20 protein-coding genes are annotated in these 25,865 nt (G+C 74.2%); 9 read left to right on the forward strand and 11 right to left on the reverse strand.

The window, feature by feature from the left end; genetic code table 11:
• The first annotated feature begins 219 nt into the window (after positions 1 to 219).
• Together CP968_RS32585 and CP968_RS32590 are read left to right on the forward strand one after the other, a co-directional pair.
• Complete coding sequence (locus CP968_RS32585) at positions 220 to 411, forward strand: DUF4236 domain-containing protein (RefSeq protein ID WP_150521392.1); 192 nt, start codon at positions 220 to 222, stop codon at positions 409 to 411.
• A gap of 201 nt (positions 412 to 612) precedes the next feature.
• Entirely contained in the window at positions 613 to 1,059 is a 447-nt protein-coding gene (locus tag CP968_RS32590) for a hypothetical protein (protein ID WP_150521393.1), read from the forward strand.
• Positions 1,060 to 1,199: 140 nt separating this feature from the next.
• Here the strand turns inward: CP968_RS32590 and CP968_RS32595 are convergent, their stop codons facing one another.
• Entirely contained in the window at positions 1,200 to 2,615 is a 1,416-nt protein-coding gene (locus CP968_RS32595; RefSeq protein ID WP_167536899.1) for a DUF7507 domain-containing protein, read from the reverse strand.
• Positions 2,616 to 3,185: 570 nt separating this feature from the next.
• On the opposite strand from CP968_RS32595, the gene CP968_RS32600 reads away from it, so the two are divergent.
• Complete coding sequence (locus CP968_RS32600) at positions 3,186 to 3,458, forward strand: hypothetical protein (protein WP_150521394.1); 273 nt, start codon at positions 3,186 to 3,188, stop codon at positions 3,456 to 3,458.
• Positions 3,459 to 3,581: 123 nt separating this feature from the next.
• Here the strand turns inward: CP968_RS32600 and CP968_RS32605 are convergent, their stop codons facing one another.
• Positions 3,582 to 4,082: a CAP domain-containing protein gene (locus CP968_RS32605; protein ID WP_150521395.1), complete on the reverse strand. Its 501-nt coding sequence runs from the start codon at positions 4,080 to 4,082 to the stop codon at positions 3,582 to 3,584.
• Between the two features lie 382 nt (positions 4,083 to 4,464).
• Between CP968_RS32605 and CP968_RS32610 the strand changes: the two genes are divergently transcribed.
• Positions 4,465 to 4,875 carry a DUF4190 domain-containing protein gene (locus tag CP968_RS32610; RefSeq protein ID WP_150521396.1) on the forward strand — a complete coding sequence of 137 codons (411 nt, stop codon included), beginning with the start codon at positions 4,465 to 4,467 and terminating at the stop codon, positions 4,873 to 4,875.
• A gap of 241 nt (positions 4,876 to 5,116) precedes the next feature.
• Here the strand turns inward: CP968_RS32610 and rph are convergent, their stop codons facing one another.
• Together rph and CP968_RS32620 are read right to left on the reverse strand one after the other, a co-directional pair.
• A complete protein-coding gene (gene rph, locus CP968_RS32615) occupies positions 5,117 to 7,738 on the reverse strand; it encodes a rifamycin-inactivating phosphotransferase (RefSeq protein WP_229886455.1) in 2,622 nt (873 codons plus the stop codon).
• A gap of 178 nt (positions 7,739 to 7,916) precedes the next feature.
• Positions 7,917 to 9,878, reverse strand: a complete 1,962-nt coding sequence (locus CP968_RS32620) for an acyl-CoA dehydrogenase family protein (protein WP_150521397.1) — start codon at positions 9,876 to 9,878, stop codon at positions 7,917 to 7,919.
• Positions 9,879 to 9,999: 121 nt separating this feature from the next.
• On the opposite strand from CP968_RS32620, the gene CP968_RS32625 reads away from it, so the two are divergent.
• Positions 10,000 to 10,434 carry a VOC family protein gene (locus CP968_RS32625; RefSeq protein WP_150521398.1) on the forward strand — a complete coding sequence of 145 codons (435 nt, stop codon included), beginning with the start codon at positions 10,000 to 10,002 and terminating at the stop codon, positions 10,432 to 10,434.
• 86 nt (positions 10,435 to 10,520) lie between these two features.
• Here CP968_RS32625 and CP968_RS32630 read toward each other — a convergent pair whose 3' ends face one another.
• Positions 10,521 to 11,789 (reverse strand): DUF2254 family protein, encoded by a 1,269-nt coding sequence (locus CP968_RS32630; protein ID WP_167536900.1) that lies wholly within the window; start codon positions 11,787 to 11,789, stop codon positions 10,521 to 10,523.
• 153 nt (positions 11,790 to 11,942) lie between these two features.
• Between CP968_RS32630 and CP968_RS32635 the strand changes: the two genes are divergently transcribed.
• Positions 11,943 to 12,599, forward strand: a complete 657-nt coding sequence (locus CP968_RS32635; protein WP_150521400.1) for a DUF2278 family protein — start codon at positions 11,943 to 11,945, stop codon at positions 12,597 to 12,599.
• Positions 12,600 to 12,692: 93 nt separating this feature from the next.
• Here the strand turns inward: CP968_RS32635 and CP968_RS32640 are convergent, their stop codons facing one another.
• Together CP968_RS32640 and CP968_RS32645 are read right to left on the reverse strand one after the other, a co-directional pair.
• Positions 12,693 to 12,941 carry a hypothetical protein gene (locus CP968_RS32640; protein WP_189828924.1) on the reverse strand — a complete coding sequence of 83 codons (249 nt, stop codon included), beginning with the start codon at positions 12,939 to 12,941 and terminating at the stop codon, positions 12,693 to 12,695.
• A gap of 263 nt (positions 12,942 to 13,204) precedes the next feature.
• Positions 13,205 to 13,894 (reverse strand): peptidoglycan recognition protein family protein, encoded by a 690-nt coding sequence (locus CP968_RS32645; RefSeq protein ID WP_229886456.1) that lies wholly within the window; start codon positions 13,892 to 13,894, stop codon positions 13,205 to 13,207.
• Between the two features lie 341 nt (positions 13,895 to 14,235).
• Here CP968_RS32645 and CP968_RS32650 point away from each other — a divergent pair, with 341 nt between their 5' ends.
• A complete protein-coding gene (locus CP968_RS32650; protein ID WP_150521402.1) occupies positions 14,236 to 14,589 on the forward strand; it encodes a hypothetical protein in 354 nt (117 codons plus the stop codon).
• An 83-nt stretch (positions 14,590 to 14,672) separates the two neighbouring features.
• Entirely contained in the window at positions 14,673 to 15,362 is a 690-nt protein-coding gene (locus tag CP968_RS32655) for an SRPBCC family protein (protein ID WP_150521403.1), read from the forward strand.
• A gap of 41 nt (positions 15,363 to 15,403) precedes the next feature.
• On the opposite strand, the gene CP968_RS32660 is transcribed toward CP968_RS32655, so the two are convergent.
• From CP968_RS32660 to CP968_RS32670, 3 genes are all read right to left on the reverse strand, one after another.
• Positions 15,404 to 16,267: a class I SAM-dependent methyltransferase gene (locus CP968_RS32660; protein ID WP_150521404.1), complete on the reverse strand. Its 864-nt coding sequence runs from the start codon at positions 16,265 to 16,267 to the stop codon at positions 15,404 to 15,406.
• A 94-nt stretch (positions 16,268 to 16,361) separates the two neighbouring features.
• Positions 16,362 to 16,970, reverse strand: a complete 609-nt coding sequence (locus tag CP968_RS32665; RefSeq protein WP_150521405.1) for an XRE family transcriptional regulator — start codon at positions 16,968 to 16,970, stop codon at positions 16,362 to 16,364.
• A 56-nt stretch (positions 16,971 to 17,026) separates the two neighbouring features.
• Positions 17,027 to 20,326 carry a right-handed parallel beta-helix repeat-containing protein gene (locus CP968_RS32670; protein ID WP_150521406.1) on the reverse strand — a complete coding sequence of 1,100 codons (3,300 nt, stop codon included), beginning with the start codon at positions 20,324 to 20,326 and terminating at the stop codon, positions 17,027 to 17,029.
• Between the two features lie 243 nt (positions 20,327 to 20,569).
• Here CP968_RS32670 and CP968_RS32675 point away from each other — a divergent pair, with 243 nt between their 5' ends.
• A complete protein-coding gene (locus CP968_RS32675; protein WP_150521407.1) occupies positions 20,570 to 21,784 on the forward strand; it encodes a S8 family serine peptidase in 1,215 nt (404 codons plus the stop codon).
• 12 nt (positions 21,785 to 21,796) lie between these two features.
• On the opposite strand, the gene eccCa is transcribed toward CP968_RS32675, so the two are convergent.
• On the reverse strand, positions 21,797 to 25,753 hold the full coding sequence (gene eccCa / locus CP968_RS32680) for a type VII secretion protein EccCa (RefSeq protein WP_189828927.1): 3,957 nt from the start codon (positions 25,751 to 25,753) through the stop codon (positions 21,797 to 21,799).
• Positions 25,754 to 25,865: the final 112 nt, after the last annotated feature.

The following is a 25,865-nucleotide window of genomic DNA, read 5'->3' on the forward strand; positions in this document are numbered from 1 at the left end:
CCCGTGCGCCCGTGTCCCCACCGCCCCTGCGGCGCTCCCCGGCCGCCACCGCCGTCGGGCTCCTCCTCCCGGCCCGAGGCGTTCGGCCGCCGTGCCGCGCAGCCCGCGTCGACCGTGCGCGCATGGAACGGGCCGAGCCGGATACACGTACGTCAACTGGCCCGCACACAGGCGCAGTCGGGTCGTCCGTCCCTACGCGCACCGAGGAAGTGAGACGTCATGCCGCTGACATTCCGCAAGAGCTTCAGGATCCTGCCCGGCGTCCGGCTCAACATCAACCGCAAGTCGTGGTCGATCACCACCGGCGGCGGCAAGCACGGCCCCCGCCACACCCACAGCAGCACCGGCCGCCGCACCACCTCGGTGGACCTGCCCGGGCCCTTCGGCTGGCGCAAGACCACCCGCGGCTGACGCACGAGGTGCGCGCCACGCCACGAACCCCCGGCCGAACGGGCCGGGGGTTCGTCGTGCCGCACCTGGTCCGCTGCACGCGTCTGCACACGTCGTCCGCCGCGCACCTCCGCGGGTGCGGGGGGTTCGGGTTCCGGCATCGCCCTGTCGGTAGCCGCGTGTTCCTGACAGCATCGGCACGACCGAACACAGGGGGGTTCCATGCGTTCTCCGGTCCGCTCACTCGCCGTCCCCACCGCTGCCGTCGCCGCAGCGGTGCTGCTCGCCGGGTGCGCTTCGACCCCGGCCGAGGAACTGGAGGACTGGTGGTCCTCGGGCGGCTCGACCAGTATGAAGGCGCTCTCGGACACCTCGGGCCGCGTGAGCGAGGTGTCCGGCCGCCCGGCGGACATCTGGGGCCCCGCCTGCCAGGAGCTGCTCACGGCGGTGGCGAAGGCCAAGAAGCTCGACACCATCCCGAGCGAGAACGCCCGCGGGTTCTGGACGGAAGCCCTGACCGCCTTCGAGGACGGGGGCAAAGAGTGCGTCGCCGGAACCGGCACGAAGGACGAGGCGCGGGCCGGGGCGGGCATCCGCGAGGTACAGACCGGGCTCAGCCGACTGGCCGCCGCGATGAGCCTGATCAGGAAGGATCTGGAGGCCAAGTGACCCGGCCGGACGCCTGACCGCGGGCCGCGACGCACGGCCCGCGGCCGGAACTGGCCCGGGGCCCCGGCCGCGGTGTCGCGGTGCGCACGACCGCGCGGTGCGCACGACCGCGTGCGCCGGTCGTGGTCGGGGACGGGCCGTCATCCGACGGAGGCGTCCTCCGTGGAGCACGGGTCGCAGCAGGCGGGGGCGCGTTCGACGCACACGGTGACCGCGTCCGCGTTGTTCGCGGGGTCGGGGTCCTTCTCGGCGCCGGTGGCGGTCGCGGTGTTGGTGATCCGGCCGGGCGCGGTCGCCTTGGCCCGCAGGACGAGGGTGGCGTCGGCCCCGTCGGCCAGGTCGCCGACGGTCCACCGTCCGGTCGCCGGATCGTAGGCGCCGGGGGAGGCCACCGCGGACAGGAAGGCCAGGCCGTCGGGGAGCGGGTCGCCGACGGTGACCCCGGTCGCCCGGTTCGGACCGGAGTTGTGCACGGTGATCCGGTAGGTGACGGTCTGGCCGACCGTGACCGTCGTCGCGTCCGCCGCCTTCACCACGGCCAGGTCGGCGGCCGGACGCACCTCCGTGGCCGTCTCGTCGGACGTGGCGGTCAGCGCCTCGGGGGTCGGCCCGAGCCGGTTCTCGTAGGTCGCGGTGGCGCGGTTGGTGATCCTCCGGCCCCCGGCGGCCCGATCGATGGTGACCCGGTACTCGACCGTGGTCCCGCCCGGGAGGTCCGCGGTGTTGGCCAGGCTGCCTCCCCGGTCGGCGGAAGCGCCGTCGCCCAGGTGGAAGACCACCGTGTCGCCCTGGGCGTCGAAGTACGCCTGGTCGTCGCCGGGCCGGTCCGTCTTCGGCCCGGTCTGGGGGCCGTCGATGATGCGCAGCGACCCGGGCAGGTAGGTCGTGCCCGCCGGGATCGCATCGGTCAGGGTCAGGGCTTCGGCCGCGCCCCCGCCCTCGTTGGCGGCCCGGATGCGGTAGGTGATGACGTCCCCCACCTCCAGCGGTCCCGTGGGGGCGGCCGTCTTGGTGAGCACGACGAGGGGGGCGGTGCCGAAGAAGATGCCGTCCAGGAAGTTGCCCACCGCCTGGCTTCCTCCGGCGGCCGAGACGGAACGGAAGGCGAAGCGGGTCACCGTCTGGCCCGCCGGGACGGTGTAGGTGCCCGTGTAGGCGCCCCATGCGGTGTTGCCGTCCGTGAAGCGCCGCTGCTCGACCACGGCGCCCGGTGCACCGATGTCCAGGGCCATGGTGTCCTGGCCGGCCCTGCCCCGGTGGTCCAGCCGCCAGTACAGCTTGGAGCCGGGCGTCGTCGGCACGTCCTGGTAGAGCGTGGCGACCTGATTGGCGTTCAGCTCGGCGAACTGGGAGCCGTGTGCGGCCGGGACGCCGTTGAAGCCGGAGCGCCACAGCTCGATCATGTGGTCGGTGGCGGTGGTGCGCCAGCCCGGGACCCGCTTGGCCGCCTGCGTCTGGGACGCGTCCGGCAGGACCTCGTAGGCGGTGACGACGGGCTCTTCGAAACTTCCGTTGGCCAGGGCGACCCTGAGCGGGGCAGGAGATGGGGTGGTCACTGGTGTCCCCTTCGTTCGGCGCGGCTGAGCGGGATCCCCGCCGACCGGACGGCGACTGCGGGCCGCGGTGGCGCTGGATCCGCCGAAAGCACAACGCAGAACGGGAAGGACGGACAGCGCACGGGCACCGGACTTGGCCAATCCGGGGCGGCGGGTTTGCGGGGAGCGGCTACGGAAAGTGACGGCGGCCGCGCCCGACCCCGCATCCGCGCCCAGATGCCTTCCGGCGCACAGACCACACCGCGTCCCGCCTTCATCCCCACGAACGGCCGAAAAGCCCAGGTCGTCAACCGTGTTCGGCCCACGTGAGAGTGAGTCGCCGGGCGCCCGGTTGACGTGTGGCGACTGCCCGTGCTGCGCGGGCGCACCAGCGCACCGGGTGCGGGGGGTACGGGGCTGCTCTAGCGTCGAAGGAGGGAGGGAGACCCTGCCGAGCGGGTCCGGTACGGGGGCCGGGCCCCGTGGCCGTACGGCGGCCCCGTGCGCTCGGTGCCGTTCCGCACGGTTTTCGGCACGTCCAGATACCGGGCCGGGCCGCGCGGCGATCCCGGAGAGCAGGTGGGCATCCCCATGCGCACATCGAGACGTATCGCAAGTGTCCTCACCGGCCTGACCCTCGCGCTCGGAGGGGCGGCCTTCGCGGCCCCCGCCGCCCACGCGGACGTCACGGCCTGCATCAACCAGGTCGAGCGGGAGGTGAAGGGCGGCGAGGCCCCGGACAGCGTCCGGATGGCGTGCTACGTCGGCCTGACCGGCGACCACGCGCGCTGCCTGACCGGCCTCGTCGACAGCGGGGTGACCAACGGGACCGCGGTGACCGCCTGCCGCGTGGCCGCCGACTAGCTCCTACCGTGCGCCTTGCGTCTCGCACCGTGCGAACGGGGCACCCGGCGTCAGCAGACTCCTGACGCCGGGTACCCCGTACTCGGGGCCGGCCCCCACGGGCGCGGCCCCCACGGGCGCCGGTCAGTTGGTGAAGACCTGGACGATCCTGTCCCCTGCCACCGCGACGCCCGTCTTCGAGAAGCCGCAGTTCTTGATGTTGCCCGCATGGCCGGAACTCTTGAGCCAGCCGTCCACGTGCGTCTTCGCGTCACCCGAGCCCCAGGCGATGTTCTCCGCGGAGGCGCTGAAGGTGGCCCCGGCCTTCTTCAGCCGGTCGGGCACGGTGGAGCCGTCCGATCCCACGTGGTTGGTGGTCGTGTCGTTCGCGTACTCCTGCGCCGCCTTGGTGACGGCCGGGTCCACCGCGAGGGGCTGACAACCGGCCTCCGTGCGGGCCTGGTTGACCAGGCTGACGATCTGGCCGGGGTCGACCTGCGCGGGGAGCACGGCACGCGCGCCCACACCCGACGGGGAGGTCGCCGTCGTCGCCGCGGCGCCGCCGACGGATCCCGCGAGCACCAGCAGTGAGGACGCGCAGGCGAAGGTGCACCTGCGCCGCATTCGGGCTGATCGGAGGGACATGGGGTTACCTTCCTTCTGTCGCCGAGGTGCGGCGGACACGGCCGCGCCGCCGCTCTGCCCCCATCACCCCGATTCTGCGCCGCACCTTCCCCCACCGCATCTCCCGGCATCGAACCCGCAGGTGAACGCGGTCGCGGAACGCCCGACCTGGAGGTCCACGCGCCCCCGGCTTGACAGGTCCGTCACCAAGGTGAGTTGCCCCGGCGTCGACGGCGCGGGGATCGGGCCGGCCGCGCCCCTGTGCGCTCCCCGGCGGCGGACCGCGCCCGTGCGAGGTTCGCGCCCGCGGCGGGTTTGTACAGGTGGAGCCGTGGCAGAAGCGCCGAACGACGCTCCCGTGCAACGGAGTTGTCCCCTGGCCGCTCGATGAAGGGACCCGCACATGTCTGACCCGTACCGCTCCCCGGAGGGCTCCGGCACCCACACCGCCCCCGCTCCCGCGCGTCCCGGCCGCCGCAACGGCCTCGCCGTGGCCGCGCTCGTCACCGGCGTCGCGTCCTTGCTGCTGCTGTGGCTGTGGTTCGTGGGCATTCCGTTGGCCTTGGTGGCCATCGGACTGGGCATAGCCGCCCTGCGCCGCGCCCGCGGTGGCGCCGGTGGCCGCGGCATGGCCATCAGCGGTCTGGTCCTGGGCTCCGTCACCGTGGTCATCGCCGGGATCCTCGTCGCGGTCGGCGTCTCCATCCTGAACTCGGACGAGGGCAAGGACCTGCGGTCCTGCGTGAACAACGCGCGGACGGAGCAGGACCGGCAGGACTGTTCGAACCGCTTCAACCAGGACGTCGGCAACTGACTTGCGTCCCGGGGCGGTTGCGCTGTGCGGGTCGGGGTCCGGCGCCGACGGCGCCGGACCACCTCACGCGCCGGGATCGGCCGCTCCGGTCGCCGTGACCATGCGGACGAGGGTGGCGACGAGCCCGTCGGAGGCGGCGTGCAGCCGGGTCGGTCCGCAGCGCGTGGACCCGGTCGGCGATCCGTTCCCAGCCCTCGGTCGCCCGGCCGTGCCGGGTGGCTCCGAGCGGCGGTCGGCCGGGTCAGGGCAGGATCTCGACGTAGCCGTCGCTTCCGTGGACGCGGATCCGCTGGCCGTCCCGGATCCGCCCGGTGGCCCGCTCCACGCCCACGACGGCCGGCAGGCCGTACTCCCGGGCGATCACCGCGCCGTGGGTCATCAGCCCGCCGACCTCCGTCACCAGGCCCGCGACGGCCACGAACAGCGGCGACCAGCTGGGGTCCGTGAAGGCCGTGACCAGGATGTCGCCCGCTTCGAGATCGGCGTCCGCGATGTCGAGGACGACGCGGGCCCTCCCCTCGACGGTCCCGGCGGAGACGGCGAGGCCGACCAGGGCGCCGGCCGGCACGTCCTCGCGCCGCCAGGCGCCGCTGAGGGCCTCCCCGTCCGAGGTGAGCACCCGGGGCGGCGTGAGCGCGTGGTACCACCGGAACGCCTCCCTGCGCTGCCGGACCAGCCGGTCGTCCACCCGGTTCGCGCGCACGGCCTCGCGGAGCTCCTGGAACGTGAGGTAGAAGACGTCCTCCGCCTCGGCGAGCACACCCGCCCGCACCAGGCGCTCGGCCTCCTTCGTCAGCGCCCGCTTGTAGACGAAATAGCGGCTGATGATGCCGTACTTCGGGTACTCCCGGTACCCGATGAAGGTGCGCACCCGGTCGATCATCCGCTGGGTCTCCTCGGCCTTGCGGTCCCCGTCCGGCAGCCCCCGCAAGCGGGACAGCACGTCCTGTTCCTTCTGCCGAGCCTTCTGCCGGCCCTCCTCGAAGCGCCGCGCCGCGGCGCCCGGCCCGAAGTTGCGGACGTTGTCGAGGATCAGGGGCACGAGCGTGGCGGGGCGCTCGCGCCAGCGCGGCCTGGTGATGTCGATCTCGCCGACGCACCGCATCCCGTACCGGTCCAAGTAGGCCTCGATGGCGTCGCGCGCTTCGCTCCCGCCCGCGAGCTTCGCCAGCTCGTCCAGGAAGCCGTCGTCCTCGACGCCCTGGAGGAACGCGACCACCTCCGGCCGGGGGCGGATCACGTCCGCGACGTCCAGCAGCGCCAGCCCCATCTCCGACGTGATGTTGCCGGGGGCGGAGAGCGTGAGCGTGTCGGCCGCGTTCTTCTCGCCCAGCCACTCCCGCAGCGTGTCGTTGAGCCACCACGTGGCTTCCATCCCCGCCATGATCACCTGCATGCTCAGCGGATCGGCGAGGACCCGCTTGTGCTCCTCGAAGGCCTCCAGCAGGAAGTCGAACAGCGCCGGTCCGCTCTTCGTCCGGATGTCGCGCTCCACGGCGGCGACGGACACCCGGCTGCGCTCGATCAGCTCGGCGACGAGCGCCGGATCGGTCGCGATCGGGGCGGGGGCGCCACCGGCCGGCGGCCCGCCGGGGCCCGTGTCCGGAAGGGTCGGGACGAAGTCCCCACGGTCGAGCACGGTCTCCAGCGCATCCCTGACCAGCGGATCGCCCTTCCCCATGACGTCCAGCAGGGCGGCGCGGCCCGCGGTCGAGGCCAGGCGCCCGGTGACGTCGACGAAGAGCCTGCCACCGGCCGTGAGCATCGGCGCCATGGCGGTCAGCTGCCACATCGAGAGGCCCAGGGGCCGCATCGGGTCGGTCATCATCTGCTGGTGGCCGACGGAGACGTAGACGTGGTTCTCCCCGTCGTCGGTCTCGGGGACGGGGAACAGCGTCGTGATCGGCCGGCTCTGCACGATCTGGAAGCCGTCGTCGACCAGGCACCATTCGATGTCCTGCGGGCGGCCGAAACGCGCTTCGATCCGCCGGCCGAGCCGCACGAGCCGTACGGCCTGCGCATCCGTCAGCGCCGGCTGCTCCCGCAGCCGCGGATCGACCGCCACCTCCCGGGTCCCGCCCTCCGGCAGGGCGTGCAGGGCCCGCCGTTTCGCGGCGATCACCCGGCCGACGACCTCGTCGTCCCGCACCGTGAAGACGTCCGGATCCACCAGGCCGGAGACCAGTGCCTCGCCGAGGCCGAAGCCCGCGTCCACGGTGGCGACCTTCCGGTTGCCGGTGACGGGGTCGGCCGTGAACAGGATGCCGGAGGCGTGCGGGAAGACCATCCGCTGCACGACCACGGCCATCCGCACCGCACGGTGGTCGATGCCGTTGCGCCGGCGGTAGATCACGGCCCGTTCGGTGAACAGCGAGGCCCAGCACCGGCTGACGTGCCGCAGGACCGCCGCCGGCCCCACGACGTTCAGATACGTGTCCTGCTGGCCGGCGAAGGAGGCCGTCGGAAGGTCCTCGGCCGTCGCGCTGGACCGGACGGCGTACGCGGCTCCTCCGCCGAACCGCGTCAGCGCGCCGGTGATCGCCGCCGCCGGCTCGTCCGGGACGGAGATCCCTTCGATGGTGCGGCGGATCTCCGCGCTGAGCGTGCGGATCGCCTGCCGGCCCCCGCGGTCCTCCGGGTCCAGGCCCGCCAGCGCGTCGATCCGCTCACCGATCGACGGCGCTTGCGCCATGACCCGCCCGAAGGCCTCCGTCGTCACGCAGAAGCCGACCGGCACGCGGACGCCCTCGATCCGTGACAGGGCGCCGAGGTGGGCGCCCTTGCCGCCGACGAGCGCGACGTGCGTCTCGTCGACCTGTCGCAGATCACGTACGTACTGCTCCGACGACAACAGCCCAGACACGTCGTGGCCCCATTTCCGCAGGTAGTGGCGTAGACCGACGATTCTGCGCCGTCCCCCCGGCCTTGTGGCAAGCCCCCCTGTGCGCTATATGTTGACAGTGGCGGGGAGAGTGCTCTCACCGCCCTTTCTTCTGTCGCCGTCCCGCACTCCTCGCGGCGGCCTCCGGCGTCGCCCCGGGTCAGCCCACGAGGTCCGGCGCCCGCAGCACGGCCGACGGGATGCCCCACGCGTCGACGAGGTCGACCGCGAGGGGGCGCACCTTGCGGCAGAGGTCGTTCACCTCGCGGCTGATCGCCTTGGACCGCTGCACGGTCAGCCGCCCGTGCTCCATGAACCAGGCCCGGTCCGCCTCGATCGTCGAGAGGGCGAACAGGTCGCAGAGCAGGCCGAGCGCCTCCTTCTCGCCGCCTTCGGGCAGCGCGCGCACCTTGTCCACGAAGGACTCCGTCACCAGCCGCTCGACGTGCGCGCGCGCGAGCGCGATCACATGGTCCTGAACCTGCGAGAAGACGGCGCCCGGGTCGCGCTTCTGGTCGATCCCGCGTTTGATCCGGCGCGCCAGACCGGCGAGCATGTGCTCCTCGCGGAAACGGACCATGGCGAGCTGGTACTCGGAGTCGAGCAGGCCGGCCTCGCGGTCCCATTCGTCGCCGCCGGGCAGCAGGTCGCGGACCCGTTCGAGCAGTTTGTGGGCCGAGGTCCGCTCGATGACCGTCTCGACCGCGAGGCCGGTGACGTAGCGGACCATGCCGAGCTGGTCGAGGTCCTCGAACTCGCTCGCGTGATCGGTGAGCAGCCCCTTCGCCACGAGTTGCAGCAGGACGTGGTTGTCGCCCTCGAAGGTGGTGAAGACGTCGCTGTCGCCCTTGAGGGCGGCGAACCGGTTGACGGCCAGGTAGCCCGCGCCGCCGCACGCCTCGCGGCACTCCTGCACGACCCGGGTGGCGTGCCAGGTGGCGAGCGCCTTGAGGCCCGCGGCCCGCGATTCCAGCCGGCGCCGCGCCTGCGCGTCGTCGTCGATGCCGGAGAAGACCTCGTGCAGCTGGGTGCGCACGCCGTCCTGTGCGAGGTGCAGGGCGTACGTCCGGGCGATGAGCGGCAGCAGGCGCCGCTGGTGCAGGCCGTAGTCGAGGAGGACCTGTTCCCCGGTGTCCGCGGCCGCCTCGAACTGCCTTCGCCGCACGGCGTACTTGGTGGCGATCGCCAAGGCGACCTTGGCGACCCCGACACCGGCGCCGGCGATGCTCACCCGTCCCTGCACCAGGGTGCCGAGCATGGTGAAGAAGCGTCGGTTCGGGTTGTCGATCGCGCTCTCGTAGACGCCCTCGGCGCTGACGTCGGCGAACCGGTTGAGCAGGGCCTCGCGGGGCACGCGCACGCCGTCGAACCAGATGCGGCCGTTGTCCACGCCGTTGAGCCCCATCTTGCGGCCGTCGTCCTCGATGCGGACACCGGGCGCCGTCGCGCCGTCGATCCGTAGCGGGACGACGAAGGCGTGCACGCCCCGGGACCGGCCGCCCACCTCCAACTGGGCGAAGACCACGGCCAGTTCGGCATGGCGCGCCGCATTGCCGATGTAGTCCTTGCGCGCCTGGTCGTCGGGGGTGGTGATGACGAACTCCCGGCTCGCGACGTCGTACGCCGCGACGGTGCCGAGCGCCTGGACGTTGGAGCCGTGGCCGGTCTCGGTCATCGCGAAGCAGCCCATGAGCCTTCCGCCGACGATGTCCGCGAGGTAGGCCTCGTGGTGGCGTCCGGTGCCGAGCTGCAGCACGGCACCGCCGAAGAGTCCGAACTGCACGCCGACCTTCACCAGGACCGACAGATCGCCGAAGGCGAGCGTCTCGAACGCGGCGATCGAGGCCCCGACGTCCCCGCCCCCGCCGTACGCGGCGGGGAACCCCATGCCGGTCTGGCCGGTCGAGGCCATGTCCACGACGACCTCGCGCACGCGCTCGCGGAACGCGTCGATGCCGAGTTCGTCGGCCTCTTCGAGGACGGAGGCGTGCTTCGCCAGATTGGTGCGGACGAGGTCGCGGATGCCCGCGTACTCGCCGTCGAGCACCTCGGTCAGCGTCGAGACGTCGATCTCGGGCCGGAGGTAACCGGTGGCAGGGGTGGAAGCGTTCTCGGAGGCCATGGCGCTCCGCTACCCCGCCGCGGGACGATCAACCGCGGACGAACGGCGGCGCGTCCCCGACCGGTGCGGCGACGGGGCACCGGGGGTCCCGGTGGGCGCCGCGCGTCACTAGGGTGGGCCGATGGCAACGATCAGGCAGTTCCAAGTCACCTTCGACTGCGCGGACCCCGAGCGCGTCGCCCATTTCTGGTGCGAGGTGCTGGGGTACGTCCTACCGCCGCCTCCGGCCGGGTTCGCCACGTGGGAGGAGTTCCGCGGTTCGCTGCCGCCCGCGGACCGGGGAGCGTGGTCGGCGTGCACGGACCCCACGGGTGCGGGTCCGCGCCTGTTCTTCCAGCGCGTTCCCGAGGGCAAGGCCGTCAAGAACCGGCTGCACCTCGACGTGCGGGTCGGCACCGGGCTGGTGGGCGAGGAGCGCGTCGCCGTGCTGGAGGCCGAATGCGCGCGCCTGGTCGCGCTCGGCGGGGCGCGCGTGCGCCTGCTGCTCGCCGACGACGACAACGAGTCGTGCCTCGTGATGCGGGACGTCGAGGGCAACGAGTTCTGCCTCGACTGAACGGCGCCGACGCGTCCGCCCCGGCCCGCGTCGACGGGCCGCCGGTCCCTCGGCCGCCGCCGTGTGCGGCGGCGGCCGTGCGGGCCCTATCCGTCCGGCGGCGGCGTCCAGACGAGCGGGAACGCCCCGCCGCCCGCCCGCTCGACCCACCGCAGCCGCTCCTCCAGGACGGCCCGCCGGCTCGCGGGCGCGTACCGGGCCAGCCGGAGCAGCAGGTCGCGCAGCCTGCGCAGGACCATCGCGGAACCGGCGGCGGCGTAGCCGACGTCGTCGACCGCGGTACGGACGTACCGCTCCCAGTCCGGCACGGGCACCGTCACCCGCAGCCGGCCCGCGTCGTCCCGGAAGCCGCCCACGTCCAGCTCGCGGCCCACCAGACGGGCCAACAGGTCCTCGACGCGGTCCAGGGCCTCCACCGCCGTGGCCGGATCGTTCACCGCCGGCGACAGCGCCCGCAGGGCGATGTCGGCCAACAGCCGCAACGGCAGTTCGGGGTCCTGGTCGAAGGTCCGCTCCACCCCGGTCACCAGAGCCCTCCCCAAGGCCGTGCGCAGGGCGGCCTCCGCCGCTCCGCCGGCCGTCACCTCGGCGATGGCCGCGCCGCGGGTCAGCGTCACGCCCGGGGCGACGCGGAAGGCGACCGAGCCGCCGTGGTCCGCGGCCGCGCGCACGAGCGCGGTGACCTCGATCCGCTGCAGTACGGCCGCCGCTCCGGTCCAGTGGACCGTGATGGCGGGGGCCGTCGCCGTGGGGGCGCGCGGCCCGGGACCGGGTGGCGCGCCCCCGCCGTACGGCCGTTCGTACAGGGCGTCGAAGACGTGGTGCGCGCGGTCGACGATGGCGCTCAGCACGTGGCCGAGCTGGATCGAGGCGAAGGCCCTCATCTGGAGCGTGCGCATGAGGGCGAGCGCCACCAGGGTGAGGATCATGGCGGCGCACGGGACGGCGGCGGAGACCTCCGGCCGGGCGCCGACGGCGAGGGCCGAGGTGATGCAGAAGACGAAGACGCCCACGGTGAAGGCGAACGCGCGCCAGACGATCGGCTCGTCCCGGAAGAGCCCCAGGCGGGGCGTGAACGTGCTCGCGGAGAACTGCACGACCAGGAACAGCATCGAGTAGATGATGCTCGCCAGGCTGATCACGCCGAAGCCGATGGTGAAGAGCATGCTCACCACCCGGTCCGAGGCCACCTGCGGTCCCGCGTCGACCAGCGGGGTCAGCAGCCCCAGCAGCAGACCGGCGACCGCGCAGACCAGCTGGGACAGGTCCCGTCGCAGCGCACGTCCCGGCAGCCCGAGCGGCGCGCGGGACCGCCGCCGTACGCGGGGCCCGTGCGGCTCGGACGGCTCACCCATGGCACTCCCGGGGACGGTTGGGGCGCGAAGCCGCGTGCGTCCATTGCAGGGGGCCCGGGCCCGCGGCGCATCCCGGGGTGGGCCCATCGGGTGCGTCGGCCGCGCTTTCGCGGGTCCGTCACCCGCGGGCCCGCCGGATGGTTGACTGGCCCCATGCCGCTCGATGCCTACGGGGTCCTGTCAGGGACGCTGCACCGTCACTTCCGCGACCAGCCCGACGCCCGGGGACACTGGCACCACGTCAACCTGGAGGTGGACGCGCCCGGCGGGCGCCACCGGTGCGCCGTCGACGTGGACGGCAGTCGGCCCGGCACCGCCGTCCAGTGGAAGGCGTTCCGGCTCGCCCCGTCGATCCTGGAGCCGGTGCCCGCCCTCGGCGAGGGGTACCACGAGCTGTCGACGAGCTCCGGTTCCGGTGCCCTCGACCACCTGCGCCACCCGGCCCTCGTGGACCGCCCCGGCTTTCTCTTCGTCCGCCGGCCGCCCGCCCCGGTGCGGCGCTTCCTGGACCGGATCAAGCCGCCCCGCCCCTGGGTCTCGGGCTCGCACCTCGACGCCACCGCCGCGCTGGAGTCCCTGCTCGTACCCGGCCGGCAGGCGATGGTCTTCGGGGAGCCCTCCGCCGAGGGTCCCGGCATGCGCAACGTCCACCAGAACCAGGGCGACCCGGTCGACTCGCCCTGGTGGCCGGAGAACGGCGTCTGGCAGGACGGCGCGGTCCTCACGCGCCGGCCCGACGGCTGGTACGACGTGTTCCTGAGCAGGTTCACCGGCCAGGCGGAGCACACGGACGAGGCCGGACACCCCTGAACCGCACCCGGCAACGGGCCGGGGGCCCCGCCGGTGACGGGGCCCCCGGAGGCAACCGGTCGAGCGGCCGGCCGGGTATCCGGCCGGCAGGGGTCAGCGGCCGGCGGAGAGGCGCGCGAACTCGGCCCACTCGCGCTCGCCCTCGGCGGCACACGAGCTGGTGTACGCGGGGCCGAAGCGCGCCGGAACCGCGGCGGCCGAAGAGCAGGTGGAGGCGAAGCGCGACGCGCCTCCGTCGAAGTACTCGCCCTCGACGCCACCGTTCGCCAGGGCCGCGCCGGCGCCCCCGAGGAGGATGCCGGCGGCGAGAACGGACGCGGTCAGGGCGGAACGCATGCGCATGATGACTCCTATGGATCTCGGAACGACGCGTCATGAAGCAGCCGCGTCAGACCGGAGAACGCCCTCCGTCCCGGCCAGGACATGCCGGATCACCCCAATGGCCCGTCGTCGGACGTGAAGTATCGGTACTCCTTTACGCCGGACGGGCCATCCCGCAGCGCCCGGGCGCCCCGCGCACCACGCCACGCGCCGGGTCGGCGCCCCGGCCCGGCGGGCCGCGGTGGCTGCGGCCCCGTGCGTGACGGCCGTGCCGGATGCGTCCGTCAGGCCTGGTGCGACTCGCGCACCCGGCTGAGCACGGCCTCGCGCTGCCGCGCCCGCAGCGTCCCGGGACAGGCGTGCGCGCCCCACGCCGCACCGCCCATGGCATGGGTGCCCAGGCCGCGCCCGGTGGGGGAGTCCGTCACCTCCAGCGGCCAGCCGTGGGCCCGGGCGCCCCAGGCGTAGACGCGGGCGACGGCGTCGACCTGGGCCGCGGTGAGGGGGCGGCCGGTGAAGCCCGAGGTCTCCACCGACACCCAGTCGACATTGCCCGCGCTCTGCGTCCAGGCGCGGTCGTGCACGGAGACGTACTGCTCGATCTCACCCGCCTGTGACACCCAGAAGTGCGCCGAACTGCGTGTCCTCGGATCGGAGAACCGCTCGAACAGCGACCCCTCACCCTCCTGAACGTGCAGGACCAGGCCCCGTTGCCCGGCTCGACCGCCCTGCCCGAAGTTCGCGCCGATCGGCTTCCGGGTGGCGCCAGGCATCCACCCGGGCGGCGGGGGAGCGGGGGAGGCGGCCGCGAGACGGGGCGGCTGGACGTCCTCGGCCTCCGGACCCGCCGCCGGCTGCCGCCGGGGCCGCTCGTTGCCGAGCAGCACGACCACCGGCAGCGGAGCGAGGAGCAGGCCGCCCACGAGGACGAGCACGCGGCGCCGGGGCGGTCGCCGGTGGGCCGCCGCCGTCACGGGCAGCACCGGGTCGGCGGGCCGGAGGGGAGGGGGGTGTCGCGGGGGGTGGGCATGCGGTCCAACGTGACCCGCGCATGTGATCGCCACTGCACCGAGATGTGATGAAACGGCAACAGCGGCTGCGCAGGCGGCACTCGACCGGCGGCGCGGTCCGGCGCCCGGCCCTCTGCCGGGCGACCGCGCCCGGCGAGGGGTACCGGTTCACGCTTTGGTGAGAGGGTGTCACGAAACCTCTTGACGATGGCCACTCGCAACCGTTACAACTTCTCACTAACGGCACTGCCGCTCACGTCGCCTATCCGCGCCGGTCCCTGCCCGGCCCGTACGAGGGGGAACCCATGTCAGCCTCGTCGAACCCGCCCGCCCGCGCGGACCGGCCCGTCCCGCGGGCGGTGGCCGTCTCCGCCTGGGCCGTTCCCGTCATGGTCCTCGCCCGGTTCGCGCTGCTCGCGGTGGTGCCGGTCGCCGTGGCCCTCGTCGGTGCCCTCACCCGGGTGCGCGACCGGGCGGTCCGCGGGTCGGCCGCGCTCGTCGCCGTCGCCGTCGCCTTCGCCGTGCCGCTCGTGGTCTGGCCGGCGCGGCCCGACGGTGCGCCCAGCCTGTCCGAGGACATCCACCCCGGTTTCGTCGGCCTGATCGTCCTCGCGTCCTGCGCGCTCGTCCTCACCGTGCACCGGGCGCGCCGGGGCTGACGCGACCCGCTCCTCCCGGCAGCCGGCGTCCTTTCCGGCGCCCGGCGCCACCGCACTCACGATTCCGAAGCGAAGGGAACACCATGTCCTCCAACCACCCGCAGGTCCCGCCGAACGGCCGCACCTCCCGCCGCCCCCGTCAAGGCGGCCGTCTCGCCGCCCTGGCGCTCCCGTTCGCCGTGGCCGGCGTCCTGGCGGCGTCCGTGTCGACCGCCCACGCCGCCCCCGCCCCGGCGCGGGAGGACCGCCACGGCGGCTCCGCCACCTGCCGGGGAGAGGGCGTCGACCCCGGGGCCCGGGTCCGCTACGCCGCCGACATCGTGATCGACGCGCCCCTGAGCACCGTCTGGACGCTGCAGACCGACGTGGCGCGCTGGCCGTCCTGGCAGCCGCCCGTCCTCACGGCGAAGCGCCTCGACCCCGGCCCCCTGCGGAAGGGTTCGCGGTTCCGGTGGACCACCCCCGCGCCGCCCACCGTCCCCGCCGACGCCATGACGATCACCTCCACCGTCGGGCAGCTCAGGCCCGGCAGCTGCCTCCTGTGGCGCGGGCCCGCCGTGGGCGAAGGGGCGCGCATCGACGAGGGCGTCCACCTGTGGACCTTCACGAAGGTCGGGGGCGGCGTCCGGGTGCACACCGAGGAGACCTGGACCGGTGCGCAGGTCGACGCGGACGTACCGAACTCCACCCGGCTCCTCGGGGAGGGGCTCGAAGCGTGGCTGCGTGATCTCAAGGCCACCGCCGAGGCCCGCTCCGGCCACCCGCGCGGCTGACCCGTACCGGCCCCGGGGCGCCGCTCGGCGGGCGGGGCCGGTCAGGCCCGGCGTGCGGCCCAGACGGTGCGCTCGGTGCGCAGGGCCAGGTCGGACCGGTGCGGGAGGCCGTGCGCGGCCGTGGTGTCCAGGAGCCGGTCGAGCGCGTCGAGGTCCTCGGGCGCCAGGCCGTCGGAAGCGCTGTCGCGCAGGCGCTGCAAGCTGCGCAGGGCGTAGTGGCCGACGGCCTCGGAGTCGGCAGCCGCGATCTCCACCGTGATCGTCCGCTCGGCCTCGACGCCGAAGCCGGCGGCGTCGAGCATCGGCCCCCAGTCGGCGCCGCGGTGCGGTACCAGGCCCTCGTGGCGGCGCTCGCTCGCGGCGTGGAGGCGGTCCTCCAGCCCGGGCCGGTCCTCCGGCGCGGTAGCGGGCAGGAAGCGGGGGTAGCCGGCCAGTTCGACGACGGCGAGGAGGCCGCCGGGCGCCAGCGCGCCGTGGGTCTCGCGCAGGGCGCGCCGGGGGTCGGCCATGTGGTGCAGGGACGCCGACGCCCACACCAGGTCGGGGCGGCCCAGGTCGGGCCAGGCGGCGTCGAGGTCGGCCTGGACGGTGCGGACGCGGTCGTCGACCCGCTCGGCGCAGGCCTTCTCCTGCAGGCGCCGGAGATGCGCGGCCGAGGAGTCGACCGCGGTCACCCGCGCCTCGGGGAAGCGGGCCAGGAGGGCGAAGGTGCCCGCGCCCGTGCCGCACCCCAGGTCGACGATGTGCCGGGGCGGGGCCGCGACCGGCAGCCAAGCGGTGACGGAGGTGAGGTGCTCGGCGAGGACGGTCGCGTCGAGGTCCAGGATCTCCGAATGATCGACCTGATCGTGGGTGTGGTCGTGGTCGTGGGCATGGGTCGGAGCGGGGTGCGCGTGCGATGTCATGCGGCCAACGTAGGCGGACCATGCCGTTTCGGCACAACGTGTTGCCGAAAACGCAAGACGCGGTCCCGCTGCGGTGCCGCACGCGCAACCGCCCTCAGGCCGGGGGAGCGCCCCGGTCGTGCGGCGCGCCCGCGTCGGGGCCGTCACCGCGCTGATGGCCGCGCCGGGCGTCGCGGTCGAAGATGCCCATGATCTCGCACGGGCCGCCGGCGGTGCCGATGGCGTGCGGCAGCATGGTGGGGAACTCGGCCGCCTGGTGCGTCTCGATCCGGATGCGCCGGTTTCCCAGCAGCAGGACCGCCGTACCGGAGAGGACCACGAGCCACTCGCGGCCGGGGTGCGCCCGCAGACGGGCGGGGCTGTCCGGCGGTGGTTCGGTCATCCGCTGGCGCACCACGGACAGGCCGGGGTCGGCCTTCACGGCCCAGCGCATCAGCCCGTGGGCGGCGTCGATCACCGGGCTGGAGATCACGTCGTCCGTGGCGTTCTCGACCAGCTGGTCCAGCGAGGTGTCCAGGGCGCGGGCGAGGGTCACCAGCTGGTCGAGCGCCAGGCGGCGCTGCCCGTTCTCGATGCGGCTGAGGGTGGACTGGCTGACGTTGGCCCGGCCCGCGAGCTCCTCCAGGGACCAGCCCTGGGCCACGCGCAGGGCGCGGATGCGTTTGCGGACCAGGCCGTCCAGCTCGTCCTTCTCCTGCGTCATGGGCAACAGCGTATGCCCCTGCCGCAAGACAGGCGGAGGGCGCGACGGCCGCCGGGTCACACGGGCGTCGGGCGGGAGCCCGGGAGGTCCTCCGGGAGCAGGAGGCGCAGGTCGTCGAGGCCGGGGGAGGACACCGCGCCCAGGCGTCGCGCCTGCTGGGTCATCATCTGCTCCACCAGGATGCGGCCCGTGCGGGCGTTGCCGAACGAGCGGTCGCGCGGCAGGGCCGTCACGTACGCGCGCAGCGCCTCCACCGTCGGGGCCGGACAGTCGTACCCCGAGTCGGCCGCCTGCGCCGTGATGATCCCCACCAGTTCCTCGGAGGTGTAGTCCTCGAACTCGACCGTGCGGGTGAAGCGCGAGGTCAGCCCGGGGTTGGAGTCGAGGAACCGGCGCATCTCGGCGGTGTAGCCGGCGGCGATGACCACCACCTCGTCGCGGTGGTCCTCCATGAGCTTGAGCAGCGTCTCCACCGCCTCGCGGCCGAAGTCCGACGGCGAGCCCTCCGGGGTCAGCGTGTACGCCTCGTCGATGAACAGCACACCGCCCAGGGCGCGTTCGAAGACCTCCTTGGTGAGCTGCGCGGTGTGGCCGACGTAGCGGCCGACGAGGTCGGTGCGCGCCACCTCCACCAGCTGGCCCTTGGGCAGGACCCCGAGGGAGTGCAGGATGCCCGCGTACAGCCGGGCCACCGTCGTCTTGCCGGTCCCGGGCGGCCCGGAGAACACCAGGTGCTGGCTGATCCTCGGCGCGGGCAGCCCGGCCGCCCGGCGCTGCCGTGCGGTGGCGAGCAGGTGGACCTGGTCGGTGACCGCCCGCTTCACCGCGGACAGGCCGATCATCCCCTCCAGCCGGGTGAGCAGTTCCTCGGAGCTGGCCGCCGTCCGCTCGCCCGCGTCCTGCTCGGCCGCCACGTCCTCCGGCAGCAGCAGCGACAGGTCGCTCTCCGCCGGATCCCGCATCGCGCCCAGCCGGAAGGCCTGCCGGTCCACCATCTCCTCGAACACCCGGCGCGCCGCACGGCCGTTGCCGAAGGCGGCGCCGCGCTCCATCCGCCCGTAGTGGCCGGCGAGCGCGTCGAGGGTGCCGGGGTCCAGCGTGTAGTGGTGCGCCTCGCACATCCGCCGGGTGATGGTGACCAGCTCGTCCACCGCGTAGTTCGCGAAGTCGATGGTGCGGGTGAACCGGGAGGCCAGGCCGGGGTTGGAGTCCAGGAAGGCGGCCATCTCGTCGGTGTAGCCGGCGGCGATGACCACCACCTCGTCGCGGTGGTCCTCCATGAGCTTCAGCAGGGTGTCGATGGCCTCCCGGCCGAAGTCGGCGCCGCCGCCCTTGCCGTCGGACAGCAGCGTGTACGCCTCGTCCAGGAACAGCACCCCGCCGAGCGCCTCCTTGAACGCCTCGGTGGTCTTGATCGCCGTACCGCCGATGACCTGCGCGACCAGATCGGCCCGCGACACCTCGACCAGATGGCCCGAGCGCAGCACCCCCAGCTCGGTGAGAATGCCCCCGTACAACCGGGCGACGGTGGTCTTGCCGGTCCCGGGCGGGCCGGAGAACACCAGGTGACGGCTCATCGGGGGCATCGGCATGCCGAGCCGGGCCCGGCGCTGGGCGAGCTGGTTGAGGTTGACCAGGGTCCGCACCTGGTGCTTCACGTCCGCGAGGCCGATCAGCGACTCCAGCTCCTCCAGCGGGCCCCGCGGAGCGGCACGGGAAGGGCCGTGCGCGTCGCCGGCGCCTACGGCTGCGGCACCCCACGCGTCGGGGGCGCCGTTGCCCGAACTGGTCAGGTCCTCGACGGTGAGCCGGTCACCGGCCCGGGTCTGCTTCAGGCCGGCGCCCCGGTTGTCCCGGACCGCGCAGCCGGTCGCGCTGACCGCCTCGGCGCTGTCCACCCGGATGCCGTCGCCGAGACTGCCACTGACCAGACAGGCCTCCAGGGCGAGCCGGGCCCCGTCGGACGCCATCACGCCGTGCGCCCCCGACCCGGTGATATCGGTGCGCACCAGCGACAGTTCGCCGCCCTTGTCCACACCGATGCCGGCGGCCCCGGAGCCGTGCACGCGGCAGTCCCGCACGGTGCCCAGCCCGTCCGCCCCCACCCGTACGCCCGTGTCCGCGGCGCCGAGCACGGAGGTGTCCCGCAGGTGCGGGTTGCCGCCGGTGGCCACCCGTACGCCGCACCCCCCGGCTCCGTCGATCTCGCAGTGCTCCAGCCGGCCGCGCCCCTCGTCCACGACCTCCACGCCGTGGCCGCGCGCGGACGTCACGCGGGCACGGCGCAGCAGCGGGTTCCCGCCGCCGCGGACCAGGATGCCGGTACCGGCCGCGTCCGAGACGTGCAGCCGGTCGAACTCGGCCACGGAATGGTCGTCCAGCACCACGGCGCCCAGCGGATCGGCGCAGTCCCGCACGGTGGTGTCGGTCAGCGAGGGCGCGCTGGAACCGATGACGCGGATGGCCGCGCCCCCGGCCGAGTCGAACTCGCACTCCCGGAACGCGCCCCGGGACCGCTCGGTGACGGCCAGTCCGTTGCCCTTGGTCCGCGAGGTGCGGCAGCGCACCAGCTCGGGAGCGGCACCCGAGGCGATCACGATGCCGGGGCCGCCGGTGTCGGTGACCGTGACCTCCTCCAGCAGCGGGCGGGAATCGCTGGTCACGTAGACGCCCACCGCCGCGCCGTGGATCCGGGTGCGCAGCACGCGGGTGGCGCTGCTGCCCTCCAGGGCCAGGGCGGGCTTCTCCGTGCCGGTGATCTCGCAGTCCTCCACCACGCCCTGTGCCTCGCCGTTGGCGAGCACCCCGTTGCCCCGGGCGTCGCGGATGCGGCAGTCGCGGACGGTGGTGCGGGCCTGCTCGCCGATGACGACGCCGGAAGTGCCCAGGTTCTCGATGACGCACCCGGAGACCACCGTGCCGGTCGGCGCCGTGTCGACCACGCCCGCCCCGGCCGGGTTGCTGATCCGGCAGTCCCGCATGGCGAGCGAACCGGACTCGCGGGCCAGCAGGGCCGTCCACCCCGAACCGACCACCGTGCAGCCGTCCATGGCGACCTGGCCGCGCGCCGCGTCCACCACCGGTACGTCCTCCGTGCCCCCGCGCAGCGTGAGGTCGCTCAGCATCACGGCGTCGGCGATCAAGGAGACGGCGCTGCCGCGGCGCGGGCAGATCTCGACGCTGCCGCGCTCGCCGTCGGCGACGATGGTGACCCGGTTGCGGACCGTCAGGTTCTCCGGGTATCGGCCGGGCCGCACGCGGATCACTGCTCCGGTGCGGGCCTGCGCCAAGGCCTCACCGATGGTCCGGAACCCCTGCGGCTCCTCCGGGCTGACGGTGAGCAACTGCCGTGACACGCTGGTCCTCCTCGCTCCGACGCCGTCTCCGCCCCCCACGGGAACGGCGCGGCGCACCGCTTGCAGGCTACGTGAGGGGAACCGTGATCTACCAGGTGGAGCAGGCCAGTTCACGACTTCGCGCCGATTCGGGCCGAATGCGCACGGCCGGCGGACGCGCCGTCCCACCGGGCCCGCCCACCCGCCCCGGACAACGCGGGCGCGAGCGGCACGATCCGAAGCGGACGGCCTAGGATGCGCGCCATGAGACACGCGCTGACCCGTGCACCCGCCCCGGCGGCGGCGGTGGCCGCGGTGGTGCTCTCCGCGCTGTGGCCGGTGCCCGCCGCCGCCGACTCCGATCCCATCAGCCTGCCCGTGGTCCGCTCCTCGCTGGACGCCGGCGAACCCTGCGCGGCGGCCTCCGGCCAGGTCGCCAAGGTCGAGCCCTGGTCGGTACGGGCGCTCGGACTGGCCCGCGCCCGGAGCCTCTCCGAGGGCGCCGGGGTGACCGTCGCGGTGGTCGGCACCGGTGTGGGGGACGGGGTGCCCGCACTGGCCGGGCGGGTCCGCCACATCGGCCCGGCGGCCCTGGACTGCGTGGGCCACGGCAGCTTCGCCGCCGGACTGATCGCCGGCGCGCCGCTGCCCGGAGTCGGCGTCGTCGGCGTGGCGCCCGCGGCGCGCCTGCTGGCCGTACGGGGCACGGACGAGCGCGGCGCCGCGACCCCGGAGTCGCTGGCCGCCGCGATCCGCGCCGCCGCGGACGAGGGCGCCGGGGTGGTGTACGTGGCCTCGGCGCTGCCGACCGGCGGCACGGTGCTCACCGAGGCCGTCGCCCACGCGGCGCAGCGGGACGCCCTGGTCGTCGCGCCCTTCGCCCCCGACGCGCTGCCGGACGCGTCGGGCGGCGCGAGCCCGGCGCAGCAGCCCTGGTACTGGCCGGCTGCGGCCCCGCAGGCGCTCTCCGTCATGGACTACGGGCCCGGCGGGGGCCGTCCGGAGCGTGCGCCGACGGCCGTCGGCGCCGACCTGGCCGCGCCCGGTGACTCGGTGGTCGGGCCCGGGCCGCGGGGCGAGGGCCACTTCCTCGGCTCGGGCTCCTCGCTCGCCGCCGCCCATGCCGCCGGGGTGGCGGCCCTGGTCCGCTCGCGCCATCCCGAGCTGACCGCGCAGCAGGTCCACGACCGGCTCGTCGTGTCCGGGTACCCGGACACGACGCCCCGGCTGGACCCGTACGCCGCGCTGACCGCCGTACTGACCGACAGCGCCGCACCGGCCCCGCCGCCCCCGCCCGCCCGGGTGCCCGACCCGGCCCCCTCCGCGCCCCGGCAGCGGGCCCTGGTCGTCGCCGCCGCCGGAGGCGGGCTGGTCCTGCTGGTGGCCGCCGCCGCGGCGGTCGTGCCCCGCGGCCGCGCCCGCCGCTGGCGGCCCCCCACCCGCGATCCGCAGGCCCCGGCCGGCCCGGCCCCGGGCTGACCGCGGCCCCGGTCAGGATTCCGGGTCCCCCAGGAACGCGGTCTGCACCTGCACCGTGCGCCGCCGGGCGATGCGGGTGGCGCGTCCGGGCGGCAGGAGGCGGCCCTTGGTGTTCCCGAGCACGTACCCCTCGGACGGGGGGCACGAGAACAGCAGGGACGGGGTGTTGACCTCCTGCAACCGGCGCATCAGCGGGTCGCTCATCCCGCGTCCGGCGCCGCTGGCGGAGCGGGCCACGATCAGGTGCAGGCCCACCTCCCAGCCCAGCGACAGGTGCGGCAGCAGCGCCTCGAACGGCGGGTGCGCGGGACTGCTGCCCACCATGTCGTAGTCGTCCACCAGGACGAACAGCCGCGGGCCGGTCCACCAGTCGGCGAGCCGCATGCGGCCCGGCGCGATGTCGGGCCCCGGCACCCGGGTCCGCACCGCGCGGGCGGCGCCGTCCACCAGGTCCTTCAGCGCGTCGATGGAGACCGCGTGCCCGAGCCGATAGTCGTCCGGGACCGCCTCGACCAGTTCGCGCCGGTAGTCCACGACCATGATCCTGGCCTCGGCCGGGGTGTATCGGTCCATGATCGCCCGTGCGACCAGCCGCAGCAGGTTGGTCTTGCCGCTCTCCGTGTCCCCGACCGCGATCATGTGCGGGCTCTCGCTGAAGTCGTGCCACACGGTGGACAGCTCGTCCTCCTCCAGCCCGATCGGGATCCGGAAATCACCCTCGGGAGCGGGGAGCCGCGCCAGGGCGAGCTCGGTCGGGAGCATCCGGACCTGCGGGGCCGACGGGCCGTTCCAGCTCTCCCGGACCGCCGAGACCAGACCCGCCACGCCCTCCGTGAGGTCGTCGGTCCGCTCGCCGCCGTCGATGCGGGGCAGTGCGGTCAGGTAGTGCAGCTTGCCCTCCCGGGTCAGACCCCGGCCCGGGACCCGGGGCACGGTCGCGGCCCGCCGGATGTCGATCTCGGAATCCATCGCGTCGCCCATCCGCAGCTCCAGATGGGTGCCCGCCTGGTCACGCACCGCCGACGGCAGCTCCACCCACCGCGCCGTGGTGACGACGAGGTGGACGCCGTAGTTGAGGCCCCGGGCCGCGATGGCGCCGAAGGTGGAGACGTGGCGGTCGTAGTCCTGCCGCACCGTCGACCAGCCGTCGATCACCAGGAACACGTCGCCGTGCTCCTCCGCGGGGAACTCGCCGGCGGCCCGTCGCCGCCGGAAGGTGGCCATGGAGTCGATGCCGTGCTCCAGGAAGAACTTCTCCCGGGCGGCCAGCAGCGTGGTCACCTCGGCGATCGTCCGGCCCACCCGCTCGCCGTCCATGCGCGCCGCGACGCCCGACATGTGCGGCAGCCCCGACAGCCCGGCCAGGGTGCCACCGCCGAAGTCCAGGCAGTAGAACTGCACTTCGCGCGGGGTGTGGGTGAGCGCGAGGGAGGCCAGGATGGTGCGCACCATGGTGCTCTTGCCGCTCTGCGGGCCGCCGGCGATGGCGATGTGCCCGCCGACCCCGGACAGGTCGACCGTCAGCAGGTCGCGCAGCTGGTCGAACGGCCGGTCCACGATCCCGATCGGCACCCTCAGCCGCCCCCGGTCCGGGGAGTCGGCCGTGGTCAGACCGCGCTCCGGGTCGGGCGTCAGCGGCGGCAGGATCTGGTCGAGCGTCGCGGGCAGGTCCAGCGGCGGGAGCCACACCTCGTGCGCCGGCGGGCCCGCCGCCCGCAGCCGCTCGACGGCCACGGACAGCAGCGAGTCGCCGCCCTCCTCGGCCTCGGGCTCGGGCACCGGCAGGTCCGGCGCGGCGCGCGGCACCACGTACCCGGTGCTCCAGGGCACCGTCTGGCCGGCGGCCCGCGCCTGGCCCGCTCCGCCCCGCCGGTGCCGGTAGGGCCCGGACACGTACGCCGCCCGGAAGCGGGTGAGCGCGTCCACACCGGACTTGAGGAAGCCGCCGCCCGGCGCGGAGGGCAGCTCGTAGGCGTCCGGTACCCCCAGGACCCCGCGGCTCTCCATGGCCGAGAACGTGCGCAGACCGATGCGGTACGAGAGATGGCTCTCCAGCTGGTGCATCCGGCCCTCGTCCAGGCGCTGCGAGGCGAGCAGCAGGTGCACGCCGAGGCTGCGGCCCAGCCGTCCGATCATCACGAACAGCTCCATGAACTCACGGTGGGCGGAGAGCAGTTCGCTGAACTCGTCGACGATCACGAAGAGGCTCGGCAGGGGCGCCAGCGGGGTGCCGGCCGCCCGTGCCTTCTCGTACTCCAGCGCCGAGGTGTAGTTGCCGGCGGCCCGCAGCAGCTCCTGGCGCCGGATCAGCTCGCCGTGCAGCGCGTCCTGCATGCGGGTGACCAGGGCCGCCTCGTCGGCCAGGTTGGTGATCACCGCCGAGGTGTGGGGCAGCTCGTCCAGGCCGAGGAAGGTGGCGCCTCCCTTGAAGTCCACCAGGACGAAGTTCAGCGTCTCGGAGGAGTTCGTCAGCGCGAGGGCCAGCACCAGCGTGCGCAGGAGCTCGCTCTTGCCCGAGCCGGTGGCGCCGATCAGCATGCCGTGCGGCCCCGTGCCGCCCTGTGCGGACTCCTTGATGTCCAGCTCGACCGGCACCCCGTCCGCACCCACGCCGACCGGTACCCGCAGCCGGCTCGGTCCCGTGCCGCGCCGCCACAGCGTGTCCGGCTCGTGCCCGTACAGGTCCGTGATGCCCAGCAGCGTCGTCAACTCGACGTCGGTGGAGAGCGGTTCGGCGCTGTCCGTGCCGATGCCCATCCGGTACGGCGCCAACCGCTTCGCCAGCGCGGTCGCACCGCGGGTGCCGAAGGCGTCGGGGCGGCCCAGGGGCGCCACCTGCTCCTTGCGGTCGCGGTCGGTACGCACCAGGCGGAAGTCGCCCCCGGCCACCTCGAAGCGCAGCGTCACCCGCCCCGGACGCCAGCTCAGCGCACCGGACAGGTCGAGCACCACGGTGTTGCGCAGCCCTGGCCCGTCCAGCCGGTGCCCGCCGGGCACCGTGCCGCCGTCCACCACGATCACCGTGTACGGCTCCTCGCGCCCGGCCGGCGCGTCCGGGTCGAAGGGCGGACGCTCCAGGAACTCCGCGCCCAGCAGGTCCTCCAGCTCGCCCAGCGTCGAACCGGTCATCCGGGCCGGCCCCGCCCCGTCGGTCTCCTGCGGGTGGAGGTGGTGGGGGAGCCACTTGGCCCACTCCCAGTCCGCCCGCCGCTCGTCTGACACGCACAGGGCGATCCACAGGTCGTCGGGGGAGTGGAAAGCGGCCAACTGTGCGACGAGCGCCCGGGCCAGCGCGCGGATCTGCTCCCCGTCCCCCCGGAACAGCACCCGCGCCCAGGCCCGCATGCTGATGGCGATCGGCTGGTCGGGCACGGTCGCGTACGCCCGGATGAAGCTGCGCAGCGCGTGGGCGGCGAGCGGCTCCAGGTCCTCGACCGGGCTGGTGGCCATCGGATTGAGCCGCAGCCCCAGCTTCTGGTCGCCGACGGCCACCCGCACCTCGCCGAAGTCCTCGTCCTGCGGGCGCCGTTCCCACAACCGCGTGGTGCCGACCATCGACCACAGGGCACCCGGGGCCGGGTGCCGCCAGGCCAGGGCCCGCTGCTGGTCGATCACGGCGGTCCGCACCTTGCGCCGGGTCTGGGTGAGGTAACGCAGGTAGTCGCGCCGCTCGCCCTTCACCCGCTGCTTGCGCTCGCTGTTGCGCCGCATGACCTGGCCCAGCATCATCGCGGCCGACGCGATCACCATCATCCCCAGCGCGAGGTAGATGAAGCCGCTGCCGCCGGCCGCCCCCGGCCGGATGAACATCAGCATCATCGACACCGACATCAGCGCCATCGGCAGGTACGTCCACACGGCCGAGGAGTCGGGCACCACCTCCGGGAGCACGGGCGGCTCCTGCAGGGTCAGTTCCCCGTCCGGCATCTCCGGGCCGCGCCTGCGGGCCGGCCTTCGGAACAGCACCACACTCACCGAACGGACTCCTCGCGCCAGGGTCGCGGGCCCCGCCGCACGCGGGAGCGGCCGGTACCTCGGACAGGTGAGTGATACTACGATCGTTCGTGCTGACCGCCCAAGG

Origin of the sequence: Streptomyces subrutilus (assembly GCF_008704535.1) — a bacterium.
Taxonomy (GTDB): domain Bacteria; phylum Actinomycetota; class Actinomycetes; order Streptomycetales; family Streptomycetaceae; genus Streptomyces; species Streptomyces subrutilus.

Bases quoted from the DNA above. Each gene is read 5' to 3' on its own strand.
- CP968_RS32640 (WP_189828924.1), bottom strand. From the start codon at position 12,941: ATGCGCATGCGTTCCGCCCTGACCGCGTCCGTTCTCGCCGCCGGCATC.
- CP968_RS32625 (WP_150521398.1), top strand. From the start codon at position 10,000: ATGGCAACGATCAGGCAGTTCCAAGTCACCTTCGACTGCGCGGACCCC.
- CP968_RS32630 (WP_167536900.1), bottom strand. From the start codon at position 11,789: ATGGGTGAGCCGTCCGAGCCGCACGGGCCCCGCGTACGGCGGCGGTCC.
- CP968_RS32605 (WP_150521395.1), bottom strand. From the start codon at position 4,082: ATGTCCCTCCGATCAGCCCGAATGCGGCGCAGGTGCACCTTCGCCTGC.
- CP968_RS32650 (WP_150521402.1), top strand. From the start codon at position 14,236: ATGTCAGCCTCGTCGAACCCGCCCGCCCGCGCGGACCGGCCCGTCCCG.
- CP968_RS32655 (WP_150521403.1), top strand. From the start codon at position 14,673: ATGTCCTCCAACCACCCGCAGGTCCCGCCGAACGGCCGCACCTCCCGC.
- CP968_RS32600 (WP_150521394.1), top strand. From the start codon at position 3,186: ATGCGCACATCGAGACGTATCGCAAGTGTCCTCACCGGCCTGACCCTC.
- CP968_RS32660 (WP_150521404.1), bottom strand. From the start codon at position 16,267: ATGACATCGCACGCGCACCCCGCTCCGACCCATGCCCACGACCACGAC.
- CP968_RS32675 (WP_150521407.1), top strand. From the start codon at position 20,570: ATGAGACACGCGCTGACCCGTGCACCCGCCCCGGCGGCGGCGGTGGCC.
- CP968_RS32585 (WP_150521392.1), top strand. From the start codon at position 220: ATGCCGCTGACATTCCGCAAGAGCTTCAGGATCCTGCCCGGCGTCCGG.
- CP968_RS32665 (WP_150521405.1), bottom strand. From the start codon at position 16,970: ATGACGCAGGAGAAGGACGAGCTGGACGGCCTGGTCCGCAAACGCATC.
- CP968_RS32590 (WP_150521393.1), top strand. From the start codon at position 613: ATGCGTTCTCCGGTCCGCTCACTCGCCGTCCCCACCGCTGCCGTCGCC.
- CP968_RS32610 (WP_150521396.1), top strand. From the start codon at position 4,465: ATGTCTGACCCGTACCGCTCCCCGGAGGGCTCCGGCACCCACACCGCC.
- CP968_RS32620 (WP_150521397.1), bottom strand. From the start codon at position 9,878: ATGGCCTCCGAGAACGCTTCCACCCCTGCCACCGGTTACCTCCGGCCC.
- CP968_RS32635 (WP_150521400.1), top strand. From the start codon at position 11,943: ATGCCGCTCGATGCCTACGGGGTCCTGTCAGGGACGCTGCACCGTCAC.